Origin of the sequence: Symbiopectobacterium purcellii (assembly GCF_052050035.1) — a bacterium.
GTDB lineage: Bacteria > Pseudomonadota > Gammaproteobacteria > Enterobacterales > Enterobacteriaceae > Symbiopectobacterium > Symbiopectobacterium purcellii_A.
The window spans coordinates 4,599,083-4,613,518 of sequence record NZ_CP189882.1 but is presented as its reverse complement, the minus strand read 5'-3'; the positions used below and the strand labels follow the sequence as shown (position 1 = coordinate 4,613,518).

15 protein-coding genes and 8 pseudogenes are annotated in these 14,436 nt (G+C 47.9%); 14 read left to right on the top strand and 9 right to left on the bottom strand.

What is annotated here, in order from left to right; genetic code table 11:
• Positions 1-43: 43 nt before the first annotated feature.
• Genes minE through minC form a run of 3 tightly spaced genes read right to left on the bottom strand, consistent with a single transcriptional unit; the run spans position 44 to position 1,838 of the window.
• Complete coding sequence (gene minE, locus ACQGXV_RS31375; protein ID WP_222160745.1) at positions 44-313, bottom strand: cell division topological specificity factor MinE; 270 nt, start codon at positions 311-313, stop codon at positions 44-46.
• Between the two features lie 3 nt (positions 314-316).
• Positions 317-1,129 carry a septum site-determining protein MinD gene (gene minD, locus ACQGXV_RS31370; protein ID WP_440864207.1) on the bottom strand — a complete coding sequence of 271 codons (813 nt, stop codon included), beginning with the start codon at positions 1,127-1,129 and terminating at the stop codon, positions 317-319.
• 22 nt (positions 1,130-1,151) lie between these two features.
• A complete protein-coding gene (gene minC / locus ACQGXV_RS31365; protein WP_440864206.1) occupies positions 1,152-1,838 on the bottom strand; it encodes a septum site-determining protein MinC in 687 nt (228 codons plus the stop codon).
• Positions 1,839-1,971: 133 nt separating this feature from the next.
• On the opposite strand from minC, the gene ACQGXV_RS31360 reads away from it, so the two are divergent.
• Positions 1,972-2,241, top strand: coding sequence for a YcgL domain-containing protein (locus tag ACQGXV_RS31360; protein WP_440864205.1), 270 nt, complete (start codon positions 1,972-1,974; stop codon positions 2,239-2,241).
• Between the two features lie 156 nt (positions 2,242-2,397).
• Here the strand turns inward: ACQGXV_RS31360 and ACQGXV_RS31355 are convergent, their stop codons facing one another.
• The 4 genes and pseudogenes from ACQGXV_RS31355 to ACQGXV_RS31340 all read right to left on the bottom strand — a co-directional run bounded on the left by ACQGXV_RS31355 (position 2,398) and on the right by ACQGXV_RS31340 (position 5,199).
• Complete coding sequence (locus ACQGXV_RS31355) at positions 2,398-2,931, bottom strand: IS630 family transposase (RefSeq protein WP_440867276.1); 534 nt, start codon at positions 2,929-2,931, stop codon at positions 2,398-2,400.
• On the bottom strand, positions 2,855-3,220 hold the full coding sequence (locus tag ACQGXV_RS31350; protein ID WP_440863997.1) for an IS630 transposase-related protein: 366 nt from the start codon (positions 3,218-3,220) through the stop codon (positions 2,855-2,857). The genes ACQGXV_RS31355 and ACQGXV_RS31350 overlap by 77 nt, the downstream gene beginning before the upstream one ends.
• A 160-nt stretch (positions 3,221-3,380) precedes the next feature.
• Positions 3,381-4,971, bottom strand: a pseudogene (locus ACQGXV_RS31345) (integrase core domain-containing protein).
• 81 nt (positions 4,972-5,052) lie between these two features.
• Complete coding sequence (locus ACQGXV_RS31340) at positions 5,053-5,199, bottom strand: hypothetical protein (RefSeq protein ID WP_440864204.1); 147 nt, start codon at positions 5,197-5,199, stop codon at positions 5,053-5,055.
• 121 nt (positions 5,200-5,320) lie between these two features.
• Here ACQGXV_RS31340 and ACQGXV_RS31335 point away from each other — a divergent pair.
• The 5 genes and pseudogenes from ACQGXV_RS31335 to ACQGXV_RS31315 form a co-directional block, all read left to right on the top strand.
• Positions 5,321-5,798 (top strand): annotated as a pseudogene (locus tag ACQGXV_RS31335) (IS110 family transposase); the annotation flags it as partial.
• A gap of 201 nt (positions 5,799-5,999) precedes the next feature.
• Entirely contained in the window at positions 6,000-6,923 is a 924-nt protein-coding gene (locus ACQGXV_RS31330; protein ID WP_440864110.1) for an IS5 family transposase, read from the top strand.
• 294 nt (positions 6,924-7,217) lie between these two features.
• The gene (locus tag ACQGXV_RS31325) at positions 7,218-8,045 is read left to right on the top strand and encodes a transposase family protein (protein ID WP_440863815.1); all 828 of its coding nucleotides are present in this window, start codon (positions 7,218-7,220) and stop codon (positions 8,043-8,045) included.
• A 47-nt stretch (positions 8,046-8,092) separates the two neighbouring features.
• Positions 8,093-8,413, top strand: a pseudogene (locus ACQGXV_RS31320) (IS110 family transposase); the annotation flags it as partial.
• An 87-nt stretch (positions 8,414-8,500) separates the two neighbouring features.
• Positions 8,501-9,061, top strand: a complete 561-nt coding sequence (locus ACQGXV_RS31315; protein ID WP_440864203.1) for an IS30 family transposase — start codon at positions 8,501-8,503, stop codon at positions 9,059-9,061.
• A 41-nt stretch (positions 9,062-9,102) separates the two neighbouring features.
• Here ACQGXV_RS31315 and ACQGXV_RS31310 read toward each other — a convergent pair.
• Positions 9,103-9,429 (bottom strand): annotated as a pseudogene (locus ACQGXV_RS31310) (transposase); the annotation flags it as partial.
• Between the two features lie 35 nt (positions 9,430-9,464).
• Here ACQGXV_RS31310 and ACQGXV_RS31305 point away from each other — a divergent pair.
• Positions 9,465-10,286: an IS630 family transposase gene (locus tag ACQGXV_RS31305; protein WP_440864113.1), complete on the top strand. Its 822-nt coding sequence runs from the start codon at positions 9,465-9,467 to the stop codon at positions 10,284-10,286.
• A gap of 21 nt (positions 10,287-10,307) precedes the next feature.
• Here the strand turns inward: ACQGXV_RS31305 and ACQGXV_RS31300 are convergent.
• Positions 10,308-10,907, bottom strand: a pseudogene (locus ACQGXV_RS31300) (IS5 family transposase); the annotation flags it as partial.
• 106 nt (positions 10,908-11,013) lie between these two features.
• Here ACQGXV_RS31300 and ACQGXV_RS31295 point away from each other — a divergent pair.
• The 7 genes and pseudogenes from ACQGXV_RS31295 (at position 11,014) to ACQGXV_RS31265 (ending at position 14,420) form a co-directional block, all read left to right on the top strand.
• Positions 11,014-11,205 carry a hypothetical protein gene (locus ACQGXV_RS31295; protein ID WP_440864202.1) on the top strand — a complete coding sequence of 64 codons (192 nt, stop codon included), beginning with the start codon at positions 11,014-11,016 and terminating at the stop codon, positions 11,203-11,205.
• Positions 11,206-11,458: 253 nt separating this feature from the next.
• Positions 11,459-11,824, top strand: a complete 366-nt coding sequence (locus ACQGXV_RS31290; RefSeq protein WP_440862584.1) for an IS630 transposase-related protein — start codon at positions 11,459-11,461, stop codon at positions 11,822-11,824.
• Entirely contained in the window at positions 11,748-12,281 is a 534-nt protein-coding gene (locus ACQGXV_RS31285; protein WP_440862665.1) for an IS630 family transposase, read from the top strand. Before ACQGXV_RS31290 ends, ACQGXV_RS31285 begins: the two co-directional genes overlap by 77 nt.
• A gap of 22 nt (positions 12,282-12,303) precedes the next feature.
• Positions 12,304-12,501 (top strand): annotated as a pseudogene (locus ACQGXV_RS31280) (transposase); the annotation flags it as partial.
• A gap of 38 nt (positions 12,502-12,539) precedes the next feature.
• Positions 12,540-12,728: pseudogene (locus ACQGXV_RS31275) on the top strand (IS110 family transposase); the annotation flags it as partial.
• A gap of 281 nt (positions 12,729-13,009) precedes the next feature.
• A pseudogene (locus tag ACQGXV_RS31270) lies at positions 13,010-13,668 on the top strand (fumarylacetoacetate hydrolase family protein).
• A gap of 305 nt (positions 13,669-13,973) precedes the next feature.
• The gene (locus ACQGXV_RS31265; protein ID WP_222160741.1) at positions 13,974-14,420 is read left to right on the top strand and encodes a YcgN family cysteine cluster protein; all 447 of its coding nucleotides are present in this window, start codon (positions 13,974-13,976) and stop codon (positions 14,418-14,420) included.
• The last annotated feature ends 16 nt before the right edge of the window (positions 14,421-14,436 follow it).

Here is a 14,436-nt window from a genome sequence, read left to right as displayed (position 1 = left end):
GAATAACCCCCACAAGGTGCGGGGGTTATTTAATTCCTTGGACTCATTTAGCGGGTTCTTCCGGTTCAGGCAGGGTGACGTTAAGCTCAAGCACGGAGATATCATCCCCTTTTTGCTCCAACTGCACCGTCACCATTTCCGGGTCGATCTGTACGTATTTACAGATCACCGCCAAAATATCCCGCTTTAACTGTGGCAAATAATGTGGCTCACTGTCGCCACGGCGGCGTTCTGCAACGATAATTTGCAGCCGCTCCTTGGCAATATTCGCAGTGTTTTTTTTGCGGGACAGAAAGAAGTCGAGTAATGCCATAATTTATCCCCCAAAAAGGCGTTTAAGAAAACTCTTTTTCTCTTCCTCAATGAAACGGTAGGGACGATCTTCACCCAGCAAGCGATCTACGGTGTCAGCGTAGGCTTTACCTGCGTCAGAAGCGATATCAAGGATCACCGGTTCCCCCTGGTTTGAGGCGCGTAGTACGGACTGATCTTCGGGGATAACTCCAACCAGCGAAATACGAAGAATTTCCAGTACATCTTCCATGCTTAACATATCACCGCGGCTGACGCGGCCTGGATTGTAACGGGTGAGCAGCAAGTGCTCTTTAATCGCATCCTGCCCGCGTTCTGCCCGGCGTGATTTGGAGGCGAGGATACCAAGAATGCGGTCAGAGTCGCGCACTGATGACACTTCCGGGTTGGTGGTAATGATGGCTTCGTCGGCAAAATAGAGCGCCATCAATGCACCCGTTTCAATTCCGGCCGGCGAGTCACAGATGATAAAATCAAACTTCATCTCTGCCAGCGTATCCAACACTTTTTCCACGCCTTCGCGCGTCAGTGCATCTTTGTCACGGGTTTGTGACGCGGGCAGGATATAGAGGTTTTCCGTGCGCTTGTCTTTGATTAATGCCTGATTCAGCGTGGCATCGCCTTGAATCACATTGACGAAATCGTAGACTACGCGGCGCTCGCATCCCATGATGAGATCGAGGTTACGCAGCCCAATATCGAAGTCGATAACAACCGTCTTTTTACCTTTCTGGGCTAAACCGGTAGCAATGGCCGCGCTTGAAGTAGTCTTGCCAACGCCCCCTTTACCCGATGTAACAACAATAATGCGTGCCATAAATAGTTCCTTGTTAAAGGGCTTAGTCTAGAGGTTGTATGGTTAAATCGTTTGCGAGTTGGTCGAGCTTCAGACGCACGGCCTTCCCGAAATGTGCCGCTGGGATCTTGTCACTGAGCCAGTAACGCCCGGCGATGGATACCAGTTCGGCTGCAAGATGCGTACAGAAGATTTGGCTCTGTACATCACCCGAGACGCCCGCCAGCGCTCGGCCCCGCATCATGCCGTAAATATGGATATTGCCATCGGCGATAACTTCTGAACCGGCGCTGACGCTGCTCAGTACGATTAAGTCACACTCTCTGGCATAAATCTGCTGTCCGGAACGAACCGGCGCGGTAATCACTTTCGTTTTGGCTATTGTGGGTGAAACGGGAATAGGTTCCGGTGCCCGACGCGGTGACTTGCCTTCATTTAACAGCGGTAATCCCGCTTTGATAATGGCTTTTTTAAGTACCTCGTCCTTACATCCGCTCACACCTACCACGTGTAACCCTGTAGAAATAATAGCGTGCTGGATAGATAACCAGTCTATTTCTTCCGTCAGGGCGGCAACATTAATAACCACAGGTGCATTTTTTAAAAATGCGGGAGCCTGTTCTATCTTTTCCTGTAATGCTTGAATAATTACCTCGGGCTGCGACTCATACAAATGAACAACCGATAAGGTAAAATTGCTGCCTTTTAACTCAATTGGCGTTTGTGACATCTATCCTGACTCTGTTTCAGCCTGTTAAATCCCTGGATTTGCATGGCAACATGATATTCCAGAGTGCTGTAAGCATGTTATAGTCACAATTATATACAGGCAAGATGACATTCCCATCTAATCGAGTAAAAAAATGTTTTGTGTGATCTATCGAAGCGCTAAACGCGATCAAACCTACCTCTATGTTGATAAAAAAGACGATTTCTCCCGCGTACCGGAAGCGCTGATGAAAAGTTTTGGCTCGCCGCAGTTGGTGATGCTATTACCGCTCGATGGCAGCAAAAAATTAGCGTCAGCCGACATTGAAAAAGTAAAGCAGGCGCTTAAGGACGAGGGGTTTGATCTGCAAATACCGCCGCCTCCTGAGAATTTGTTATCCGTTCATCACAACGTCAGCAAATAATGTGACGCCGTGTTTGGTATGAAAATTCGGTTTTTTCTTAACCGTTTTTCGCCCCTAATTGCGTAGTTCAGGCGTCGCGCTCGTGCCTAACCACGTTTAAAAAGTATGATCTGGCGTTGAATTCTTTACTTATATAGCCAAGCAACTTAATTTTGATTACACCATATGGACTGAGAACAAACTCTCTGTATCGCAACCCATCTCTCTTTTTTTGCTTTTTGCTTGTGCCCATTTATGCTCAATTGGGTTAAGATCTGGCGAATATGTAGGCAAATACTCCACCATATACCCTGCATCGATGATGACTTGTTGAATATTATGTTTTTTGTGAAAAGTGGCATTGTCCATCATGATTACACTGTTTTTAGGGAGTACTGGGATAAGGACTTGTGTGACCCAGGCATAGAAAACATCGCTGTTAATATTGATATCAAATAATCCGATAGCAAACAGCGTTGTGCCTAATAAAGCGCCGATAACATTTGTTCTTCCCCTAGCTCCCCAGTTCTTCAGGCCAAAACACCGTTGACCTTTTGGGGAATAGCCGTGAGTCCGTGGGGCATCGTGTGAAAAACCACTTTCATCAATAAAAACAATAGGTTTACCTTCTTTTTCATACTGTTGTTTTTTTTGTTGAAATCCCTGCCGGGAGTTTTCGTCGGCTTTCGGATGACGTAGAGTTTTTTTTATAGGTCAATCCCAGCTTTTTAAGCGCTTGCCAAATGGCCTTCTGACAAACGCCAAAACGCTCTGCACGTTCTTTTTGGTAAGCATCTGGATATTGTTCAACATCTTTTATCAACTCGGATTTATCGATCTTTCGCTGACGCGTGGTCGATGCTTTTGACTCTATTTGATTAATCCAACGCGATACAGAGGCAGGGCCAATCCGAAATTGCTTCGCTGTTTCTCGGATACTCAACCCTTCGTTTTTCCGTGTAGATATCACTTTACGTCTAAAATCAATTGAATAGCTCATTTAAATAATGTAATCAAAATTAAGTCGTTTAGCTATATTTTTCCGCATTACCGCCTATAGGCTTGTTTTATCGGCGCAGAGACGTATAAATAAACCCCTAGCGTAAATGGATACCCACCGGTTTACGGTGCGTGTCAAGGTAGTTGTCGCCCCAGTTGATTCATACGGCCTGTTTTTTCCGTTCCGGATTTAGCCACACTTCGTCCTGCCGCTCCCAGTTTCTTGTTGGCCCTGACCAACGATGCGGGTTCTGCATTTTTGCTGCCTCATACACCGATTTTCGCTTTACCAGCAACTGGCTGTCTTCGCCTCTGTGCCGCTGGCCCGGCGTGACATACCGGATACCGCTATGGCGATGTTCCTCGTTGTACCAGCCGACGAAGGTTTCCACCCAGGCTCGCGCATCTTCCAGCGTTGCAAAGCCTTTTTCAGACCATGCAGGCACGTATTTCAGCATCCTGAACAGCGATTCCACGTGGGCGTTGTCGTTGCTTACCCGCGGCCGACTGTGTGACGGGGTTATCTTCAGCTCCGCAAGCTTCACCTGCAGCACCTGTGACTTCATCGGTGCACCGTTATCCGCATGCAGTACCAGCGGCTCCTGCCAGCAGCGCTCGCTTCAGCAGTTCTGCTGCATACTCGCCGCTTTCGACCGGGTACACCTCATAACCCACTATTTTGCGACTGAACACATCTTCTATGAGATATAGCCAAGCGACATTATTTTGATAACAGCCAGCTATGCTTCTTTGCCGCATATCAGGGCATAGGATGTAATCATTTTTAAGTCGGTTGGCTATACAGGTAGAACCAGTGACCCGCCGTCAGCGACTTCAGCCAGGTGATGTCCCACGACCACACCTGGTTCGGCGCGATCGCCTTCCATGTCGACAGCGGCTTACTTTGCGGGGCCTGCTGACGCCCGCGATGACTGACCTCTCCGGCACGGCGCAACACCCGGTAAAACGTCGATTCACTGGCAACGTAACGCCCCTCATCGGCTAGTGCCGGTACGATTTGCGCCGGCGACAGACTGGCGAATCGTGGCTCATGGCAGATGGCCAGCACCTGCTGTTCCTCTTCAGCACTGAGCCTGTTTTTCGGCATCGGCCGTGATGCCGTCGGTCGCCGGTCGTCAGGACTTAGCCGCCAGCGCTGGAACGTCCGCTCGCTAATACCTACAGACCTGCAGGCATCGCTTTGCCGGACGCCGGCAGTGGCAGCCTCCTCCAGCATCTTCATCAGCCGTAACCTGTCGGCTGTGCGCGTCATTCGACCTCGCGTTCTTCGTCGAAGAACGCCTTGAGCTTTTTTTCCAGGATGAGCAGTGCCGCCGCTTCGGCGAGGGCTTTGTCCTTGCGGGCTATTTCACGATTAAGCTGCTGAATTTCTTTTTGCTGTTTCTTTATTAAGGCTCTTTCTGCACGCTGACCTGGCTGCATAAACTCGTCCTTCCACTGCTGAATCTGTTCAGGATAGAGGCCTTTACGGCGACAGTATTCAGCCACAGCATGAGCAGAAAGCGGCGCGGTTTCAACGATAACGGCGAAGCGCGCATCCTGAGACCACTCCAGGTGGAGTTTACTCTCACTGGCTGCCGACTGAGTCGGAATTCCAGCCTGAGACCGCCAGCCATAAAGCGTATTGGCGGGAATGCCTTCCAGGCGGGATATCTGGTAAATAGACTGACTATGCGGCGGCAACATTCTGGCGATCACAGCCGCTTTACGTTCTGGCGAATAGCTTCCCATGAACAGCTTCTCCAGCCCCCTAGATTTTTTTCACTCAGAGGCGACAACTACCCTGACATGGGGGGTTTATAGCCAACCGACTTAAAAATGATTACATCCTATGCCCTGATATGCGGCAAAGAAGCATAGCTGGCTGTTATCAAAATAATGTCGCTTGGCTATACCTGATGCACGGGGTATCTTAGCGTGATTTTCAACTGACAGGGCAGGAGAATGAGATGAACGCATCCCACACATTTGAGAGCAGCGAAGGGTTCGGCAGGTAAGGTGTGGATCCTCGCAGACTTACGGCATCATTGTGCCCAACACGGGATGCATAAAGCTCCCTGATAACTGGAAGATCCACGACATGAAATATACCCCTGTTGGCGTCGATATCGCAAAACATCTGATGCAGGTTCATTTCATTAATGAACATACCGGTGAAGTCATCGATAAACAGATAAAGCGCGACGCGCTGCTGGAATACTTCAGCAATCGTGAGCCTTGCCTGATTGGCATGGAAGCTTGCGGCGGTTCCCAGCACTGGGCGCGGGAGCTGGAAAAACTGGGGCATAAGGTCAGACTACTCCAGGGCAAATTCGTCAAGGCCTTCGTGATGGGCAATAAAAATGACGTGATGGATGCCCGTGCTATCTGGATGGCGGTCCAGCAGCCAGCTATAGCCAACCGACTTAAAAATGATTACATCCTATGCCCTGATATGCGGCAAAGAAGCATAGCTGGCTGTTATCAAAATAATGTCGCTTGGCTATAAAGCCGTTGCCGTCAAAACTGAGGAACAGCAGGCAGTACTGTCGCTGCACAAAATGCGCCGCCAGTTAGTAAACTAGTTGCTGAATAGAGACTTGCATTTTTTGTCAGGCTATTGAGAATAAAAAGAGGTTTAACTTAGAGAATAAAGGTTTGAAATGATCAACAAAGAGCGGTTGTTACGAGATAATCGTTTATGGGCTTTGTTGAATAAATCGAACTTTCAGGGGATCGCCGGATCAAAGCACTATCATCGCTCACGATAGCAGCTCCCCATGGCAAAGCAAAAGTTTAAAATCACCAACTGGCCCACCTACAACAAAGCACTCAGACAACGCGGCTCCCTGACGGTCTGGCTTGATGAGTCTGCCATCGCTGCATGGACTGACAGTTCTTCGCCTGAAGGTCGTGGTCGGCCGCTTTACTACACCGATATGGCTGTTACCACGGTTTTGATGATAAAGCGCGTGTTTAACCTGTCGCTCCGTGCATTACAGGGCTTTGTCGACTCGGTTTTTACACTGATGAGCCTGCCACTGCGCTGCCCGGACTACTCTCTGGTCAGTCGGCGGGCAAAAACCGTCAGTATCAGCATAAAAACGCCAACGCGTGGTGAAATCTCGCATCTGGTCATCGACAGTACCGGTCTGAAGGTCTTTGGCGAAGGTGAATGGAAAGTCAGGCAGCATGGGGCTGACAGACGAAGAGTGTGGCGCAAGCTTCATCTGGCAGCAGACAGTGCGACGCATGAGATTATCTGTTCCGACTTATCGCTCAGCGGAACGACAGATGCGCAGGCACTGCCGGGCCTGATTAACCAAACCCACCGAAAAATCAGGGAAGTGTCAGCAGACGGTGCTTATGACGCCCGTTACTGCCACGATGCGTTGCTAAGAAAGAAAATCAGGCCCCTTATCCCGCCGCGAAGCGGAGCCAAATACTGGCCGGACAAGTACCATGAACGTAACCATGCGGTGGCGAATCAGCGTCTGAGCGGGAGTAATGATATGTGGAAAAAGAAAGTGGGTTATCACCGGCGTTCAGTGGCAGAAACAGCGATGTTCCGCATAAAAACTTTGCTGGGTGGCCATCTGAGCCTGCGTGACTATGAGGCTCAAGTAGGTGAAGCCATAGCGATGGTCAAAGCGCTGAACCGTATGACGTTGTTGGGTATGCCACACAGCGTCAGGATAGGATAACAGGTGTAGCAGAGGGAGTCATCCTGTCGGCTAATTCTGATTTATTCAACAAAGCCTCGTTTATGTAAAGCAATCATTGGATTATCAGTGGCTTTGTTGAATAATTTAACGTTTTGATTTACAACTTCTTTAGGTGGGATGCATGTACAGAAAATGTATTTTGTTAGAGCGATAAATCAAATAGTTAGCACAATAAAAAGCATTACGGTAGTAAAATTTAGTCGTTAAAATTTTATAATACCCATTTAAATCAGTATTTTAAATTATTCAACAAAGCCATTATCAGTCGAAGAATTGAAAAATTTAGCCGCTGAATTTTCAGCTTGTTATTTGATTTATCGGAAAAAGAATCGAAAAGATCACGAGCGGCAGATGGGTGCAGGGCAGAAAGGATTTATCCCAACCCCATTAGATAAACTGCTTTTTATTTTATTGTATTTAAAATGTTATCCGACCTATGATTTGCAAGGACTTCTTTTTGGTTTAGATAGAACACGGGTATGTCGCTGGGTAAAAATATTATTGCCGGTTTTAGAGATGACCTTGGGGCGAGAATGTGTTTTGCCCGCTCGTCAAATTCGCTCTGCTGAGGAATTTTTTCGCGCCTTTCCTGGAGTTAAAGACGTCTTTATTGATGGGACAGAGCGACCTGTCCAAAAGCCTAAGAATCTGCGTCGGCGAAAAAAAATGTATTCGGGAAAGAAAAGACAGACCACTCGAAAAGGGCTTATTATGACTGACGAAACAAGGCAAATTGGATTTATCCCCATGAGCAAAAATGGGCGCCGTCACGATAAACGCTTACTCGATAAAGTCGATATAATTCGCCATATTCCTCCTGAGGTAACCATCTGGGCAGATACCGGTTTTCAAGGTATAGATAAACAGCATCCTAATACACAAATCCCAAAAAAAGGAACTCGAAAAAGACCTTTATCGCCTGAACAAAAACAAGAAAATAAAATAATCTCGGGCATCCGTATTACAGTTGAACACGCCATCGCGGGTATCAAGCGCCTCGGTTGCATGACCCAAATTTTACGGAATCGTAGACCCTTTATTGATGATACCTTCTTACTCCTTAGCGCCGGTCTTTGGAATTTCCATCTCAGAACAGCGTAAAATTTACTTCAATCACCGAAACACCCTTATTTCACTATTAAGCAACACGCTTATTGAAGTTCCGCACCGCGCAAATCAACGCGCTGCACGGATTGCTGTTGGAGTTCGGCGAAACTGTGCGTAAAGGCCGTGCGTCACTGGACAAGGCGATGCCAGAGGTGCTTGAGCGACTTAAGGAAAAGCTGCCACCGTTCCTGAACTACCAGTTTGAAGACCAGCGTCGGCGCCTCAATGACCTGGATATGCAGATAGAGGGTATCGAAAAACAGCTTGCCACTTGGGCGAAACAGAATGAGGCCTGTCGGCGGATTATGGACATTCCAGGTGTTGGCCCACTGGTTGCCACCGCAGCAATTACCATCATAGGCCCAATTCCCACTCGAAACGCAACAAAGTGACCCACTTGCCAGAGTCGGATAAAATCACCGTTCTGGCCATACTGGAGAGCCTGTTGCATGCAGGGAAAACATCTGACTCAGAAAGAACGGTTCTACATCGAAAAGCGGCGTGGTGAAGGTGTCAACCAAGCTACCATCGCCAGAGAGCTTGCTCTGCCTCGCTCGACCATCAGCAGGGAACTCAGACGCAATACCGACCCTACTTTCAATGGTGTCTACTGCTGTAGCAGGGCGGACACTCTGGCCCGGGAACGCCGTCATAAGCCTCTGCCAAACAATGCTTTTTACCAGTTGGAGCCACACATTCAGAACTTCATCAGGCAGGAGCTTTCCACTCACTCTTCACCTGAAATTATCAGTGGCCGTTTGCACCTGGAATTCGGTATATCTGTCAACAAGAATACGCTCTATCGCTATATCCTGCAGGAGAGACAGGCTGGCGGGGAGCTATATCAGCAACTTCCTCATCGGGGAAAACGTTACAGGTACAATGCCGAAAACCTCAAATCAGGCCCTATTCCCAACCGTGTTGGTATTGAGTATCGCCCAGCTCAAGCCGAGCTTAAACAGGAGCCTGGCCACTTCGAAATTGACACTATTTTTGGCTTTGTTGAATAAATCAGAATTAGCCGACAGGATGACTCCCTCTGCTACACCTGTTATCCGATCCTGACGCTGTGTGGCATACCCAACAACGTCATACGATTCAGCGCTTTGACCATCGCCATGGCTTCACCCACCTGAGCATCGTAGTCACGCAGGCTCAGGTGGCCACCCAGCAAAGTTTTTATGCGGAACATCGCTGTTTCTGCCACTGAACGCCGGTGATAACCCACTTTCTTTTTCCACATATCATTACTCCCGCTCAGACGCTGATTCGCCACCGCATGGTTACGTTCATAGTACTTGTCCGGCCAGTATTTCGCTCCGCTTCGCGGCGGGATAAGGGGCCTGATTTTCTTTCTTAGCAACGCATCGTGGCAGTATAGCTAAACGACTTAATTTTGATTACATTATTTAAATGAGCTATTCAATTGATTTTAGACGTAAAGTGATATCTACACGGAAAAACGAAGGGTTGAGTATCCGAGAAACAGCGAAGCAATTTCGGATTGGCCCTGCCTCTGTATCGCGTTGGATTAATCAAATAGAGTCAAAAGCATCGACCACGCGTCAGCGAAAGATCGATAAATCCGAGTTGATAAAAGATGTTGAACAATATCCAGATGCTTACCAAAAAGAACGTGCAGAGCGTTTTGGCGTTTGTCAGAAGGCCATTTGGCAAGCGCTTAAAAAGCTGGGATTGACCTATAAAAAAACTCTACGTCATCCGAAAGCCGACGAAAACGCCCGGCAGGGATTTCAACAAAAAAAACAACAGTATGAAAAAGAAGGTAAACCTATTGTTTTTATTGATGAAAGTGGTTTTTCACACGATGCCCCACGGACTCACGGCTATTCCCCAAAAGGTCAACGGTGTTTTGGCCTGAAGAACTGGGGAGCTAGGGGAAGAACAAATGTTATCGGCGCTTTATTAGGCACAACGCTGTTTGCTATCGGATTATTTGATATCAATATTAACAGCGATGTTTTCTATGCCTGGGTCACACAAGTCCTTATCCCAGTACTCCCTAAAAACAGTGTAATCATGATGGACAATGCCACTTTTCACAAAAAACATAATATTCAACAAGTCATCATCGATGCAGGGTATATGGTGGAGTATTTGCCTACATATTCGCCAGATCTTAACCCAATTGAGCATAAATGGGCACAAGCAAAAAGCAAAAAAAGAGAGATGGGTTGCGATACAGAGAGTTTGTTCTCAGTCCATATGGTGTAATCAAAATTAAGTCGCTTGGCTATAACGGGCGTCATAAGCACCGTCTGCTGACACTTCCCTGATTTTCCGGTGAGTTTGGTTAATCAGGCCCGGCAGTGCCTGCGCATCTGTCGTTCCGCTGAGCGATAAGTCGGCACAGATAATCTCATGCGTCGCACTGTCTGCTGCCAGATGAAGCTTGCGCCACACTCTTCGTCTGTCAGCCCCATGCTGCCTGACTTTCCATTCACCTTCGCCAAAGACCTTCAGACCGGTACTGTCGATGACCAGATGCGAGATTTCACCACGCGTTGGCGTTTTTATGCTGATACTGACGGTTTTTGCCCGCCGACTGACCAGAGAGTAGTCCGGGCAGCGCAGTGGCAGGCTCATCAGTGTAAAAACCGAGTCGACAAAGCCCTGTAATGCCCGGAGCGACAGGTTAAACACGCGCTTTATCATCAAAACCGTGGTAACAGCCATATCGGTGTAGTAAAGCGGCCGACCACGACCTTCAGGCGAAGCACTGTCAGTCCATGCAGCGATGGCGGACTCATCAAGCCAGACCGTCAGGGAGCCGCGTTGTCTGAGTGCTTTGTTGTAGGTGGGCCAGTTGGTGATTTTAAACTTTTGCTTTGCCATGGGGAGCTGCTATCGGGAGCGATGATAGTGCTCTGATCCGGCGATCCCCTGAAAGTTCGATTTATTCAACAAAGCCACTATTTTTGGCAAAGACCAGAAGTCATTCTTGTTAACCATCGTAGATAAAGCATTGAAAACCGTCATCATTCGCAAACTGCCTAATAAGCGTGCGGAGACTGTGGTTGCTGCTTTCAGGGACATTGAAGCTAATACCTTTTGCAAGTTTAAGACCCTAACAGCTGATAACGGCCCTGAATTCGCTCTGCACGAGGCTTTGTTGAATAATTTAAGATACTGATTTATATAAGCATTATAAAATTTCAACGACTAATTTTTCCTCTCGGAATGCTTTTTATTGTGCTAACTATTTGATTTGTCGTTCTAACAAAATACATTCTCTGTAAATGCATTCTAACTAAAGAAGATGTAAATCAAACGGTTAAATTATTCAACAAAGCCTCTGCACGAGCAAATTACTCAAATCAAAGGGGCGCAGGTCTACTTTGCCCATCCTTATAGCTAAACGACTTAATTTTGATTACATTATTTAAATGAGCTATTCAATTGATTTTAGACGTAAAGTGATATCTACACGGAAAAACGAAGGGTTGAGTATCCGAGAAACAGCGAAGCAATTTCGGATTGGCCCTGCCTCTGTATCGCGTTGGATTAATCAAATAGAGTCAAAAGCATCGACCACGCGTCAGCGAAAGATCGATAAATCCGAGTTGATAAAAGATGTTGAACAATATCCAGATGCTTACCAAAAAGAACGTGCAGAGCGTTTTGGCGTTTGTCAGAAGGCCATTTGGCAAGCGCTTAAAAAGCTGGGATTGACCTATAAAAAAAACTCTACGTCATCCGAAAGCCGACGAAAACGCCCGGCAGGGATTTCAACAAAAAAAACAACAGTATGAAAAAGAAGGTAAACCTATTGTTTTTATTGATGAAAGTGGTTTTTCACACGATGCCCCACGGACTCACGGCTATTCCCCAAAAGGTCAACGGTGTTTTGGCCTGAAGAACTGGGGAGCTAGGGGAAGAACAAATGTTATCGGCGCTTTATTAGGCACAACGCTGTTTGCTATCGGATTATTTGATATCAATATTAACAGCGATGTTTTCTATGCCTGGGTCACACAAGTCCTTATCCCAGTACTCCCTAAAAACAGTGTAATCATGATGGACAATGCCACTTTTCACAAAAAACATAATATTCAACAAGTCATCATCGATGCAGGGTATATGGTGGAGTATTTGCCTACATATTCGCCAGATCTTAACCCAATTGAGCATAAATGGGCACAAGCAAAAAGCAAAAAAAGAGAGATGGGTTGCGATACAGAGAGTTTGTTCTCAGTCCATATGGTGTAATCAAAATTAAGTCGCTTGGCTATATCATTCCTGGGAGAGGGGCTTGAATGAGCACACCAACGGGCTGATACGACGTTTTTACCCAAAGGGAACAGACTTCAGTCAGGTCAGTCATCGTAAGATTGCCGAACTCGAACACATACTCAATACAAGGGGCAGAAAATCGCTGGGCTATCGTTCCCCCAATGAGGTATTTTTAACGCACTTACTGGTGGCATAAGCCTCTACCGTTTTGTTGCGTTTCGAGTGGGAATGGGGCTCCACGGAGCCAGGGCTGCGACGCTGCTGGCGAAAGAGCCGAACCCGTGGGTTACGGAGCTGCTGAAAAGACGGACAACCAGCGTTGCGGTGGTAGGAATGGCTAACAAGATAGCGCGCACGGTGTGGGCCCTGGTGGCACATAGACGAACTTACGACAAAAAACACGTCAGCGTCAGGCCGTTCTGAACGACAGATGCTGGCAAAACATTAACTCTTTTAATAGAAGGGTGAATGCTGAAAGGTTGCTAGGGCAGCCGTAGTGATGACAACGACAGGTAAGACCGTGACTCACTAAACCTGAATGGGGTGTTGAGCTTAAAGCTCGCCAGGAGAATGAGGTGTGAGTCAGCGAATCTCATCGAGGCCCGCAGCAGCGGCTGCAACAAGGCCGAATATAGAGCTGCAACCTACCGTCAATGTCAACACCACGAATGCTTTGCAAACGGGATGCGTTCATATAGATATCCATGTACCAACACAGAGACTGGCAGGGCGCACTGCTCGATTTCCCGGTAAATAAAGTGGTTTGCGTCGGCAGTAACTACGCGGACCACATTAAAGAAATGGGAAACTCGGTCGCCCCTGAACCCGTGCTATTTATCAAACCTGAGACCGCACTGTGCGATCTGCGCCAACCCGTGGCTATTCCGAAAAACCTGGGTTCGGTGCATCACGAAGTTGAATTGGCGGTGCTGATATCGGCACGCCGCTTAAACAGGCGAATGAAGAGCGCGTGGCGCGTGCGATTGCCGGTTATGGTGTCGCGCTGGATTTCACGCTGCGTGACATTCAGTCCGACTGCAAAAAGGCCGGTCGCTCTTGGGAAAAGGCCAAAGGATTTGATGGCGCTTGTCCGATTTCCGGGTTTATTCCCGTCGCGGAGTTTGGCGATCCGCAGCAAACGGATTTAGGCGTAAAGGTGAATGATGACATTCGCCAATAGGGCAACACGCGCGATATGATCACGCCGATTCTGCCATTGATTGCTTATATGAGCCGCTTTTTTACACTGCGTGCCGGTGATGTGATCCTGACCGGAACCCCAGCGGGCGTTGGCCCGATTGTGTCCGGTGATATGCTGACCATCACTATCAACGATCGCAGTCTCTCCACGCGGATTATCTGATGTTTCCCCGACCCGTTCCCGTTGGGAACAGGTAAAGCACTTGCTTCACTCCGCTAAATCCGTTATACACCCGTCTTACTTCAAGTTGCAGATGCGCTGGCTGCACTCATTCACCCGAATCACTGACTTGAGTCAGTTCATCGGGATTGATGAACCTCATCCCTGAGATTCTCCCTTCGGGCCACTGCTTGCCGTTTTTCTGCAATTCGAATCATTTAGGGTATACCCCTCCTGCTCGTTGCAGGTGTGGTTGGCGGGGCGTTTGTGCGTTGCCAGATAACATAAAGAATGATGAGATACTGTGCATGAGCGAACGCGATTTTTGGCAGCAAAAAACCTTGTCTGAAATGTCCGATCAAGAATGGGAGTCCCTGTGCGACGGCTGCGGTCAGTGTTGTTTGCATAAACTCATTGATGAAGACACGGAAGAACTCTACTTCACTAACGTCGCCTGTAATCAGTTAAATATCAAAACCTGCCAATGCCGCAACTACGAGCGGCGATTTGAGTACGAACCGGATTGCATCAAACTGACGCGGGAAAACCTGCTCTCCTTCGACTGGTTGCCTGCTACCTGCGCTTATCGATTGATTCACGAAGGCAAAGACTTGCCCGGCTGGCACCCGCTGCGAGCAGGTAACAAAGCGCTGATGCACAGTGAACGTATCTCCGTGCGCCACATCGCGGTGCGTGAATCCGAGGTCGTCGATTGGCAGGACCATATTCTGAATAAACCAGAGTGGGCGCGGTAATAGTTGAATTGAAATA

What these genes read in the sequence shown, in the direction of transcription:
- minE (WP_222160745.1), bottom strand. Translation starts at nt 313, where the DNA reads ATGGCATTACTCGACTTCTTTCTGTCCCGCAAAAAAAACACTGCGAAT.
- minD (WP_440864207.1), bottom strand. Translation starts at nt 1,129, where the DNA reads ATGGCACGCATTATTGTTGTTACATCGGGTAAAGGGGGCGTTGGCAAG.
- minC (WP_440864206.1), bottom strand. Translation starts at nt 1,838, where the DNA reads ATGTCACAAACGCCAATTGAGTTAAAAGGCAGCAATTTTACCTTATCG.
- ACQGXV_RS31360 (WP_440864205.1), top strand. Translation starts at nt 1,972, where the DNA reads ATGTTTTGTGTGATCTATCGAAGCGCTAAACGCGATCAAACCTACCTC.
- ACQGXV_RS31350 (WP_440863997.1), bottom strand. Translation starts at nt 3,220, where the DNA reads ATGAGCTATTCAATTGATTTTAGACGTAAAGTGATATCTACACGGAAA.
- ACQGXV_RS31340 (WP_440864204.1), bottom strand. Translation starts at nt 5,199, where the DNA reads ATGCGTTCATCTCATTCTCCTGCCCTGTCAGTTGAAAATCACGCTAAG.
- ACQGXV_RS31330 (WP_440864110.1), top strand. Translation starts at nt 6,000, where the DNA reads ATGGCAAAGCAAAAGTTTAAAATCACCAACTGGCCCACCTACAACAAA.
- ACQGXV_RS31315 (WP_440864203.1), top strand. Translation starts at nt 8,501, where the DNA reads ATGCAGGGAAAACATCTGACTCAGAAAGAACGGTTCTACATCGAAAAG.
- ACQGXV_RS31305 (WP_440864113.1), top strand. Translation starts at nt 9,465, where the DNA reads ATGAGCTATTCAATTGATTTTAGACGTAAAGTGATATCTACACGGAAA.
- ACQGXV_RS31290 (WP_440862584.1), top strand. Translation starts at nt 11,459, where the DNA reads ATGAGCTATTCAATTGATTTTAGACGTAAAGTGATATCTACACGGAAA.
- ACQGXV_RS31265 (WP_222160741.1), top strand. Translation starts at nt 13,974, where the DNA reads ATGAGCGAACGCGATTTTTGGCAGCAAAAAACCTTGTCTGAAATGTCC.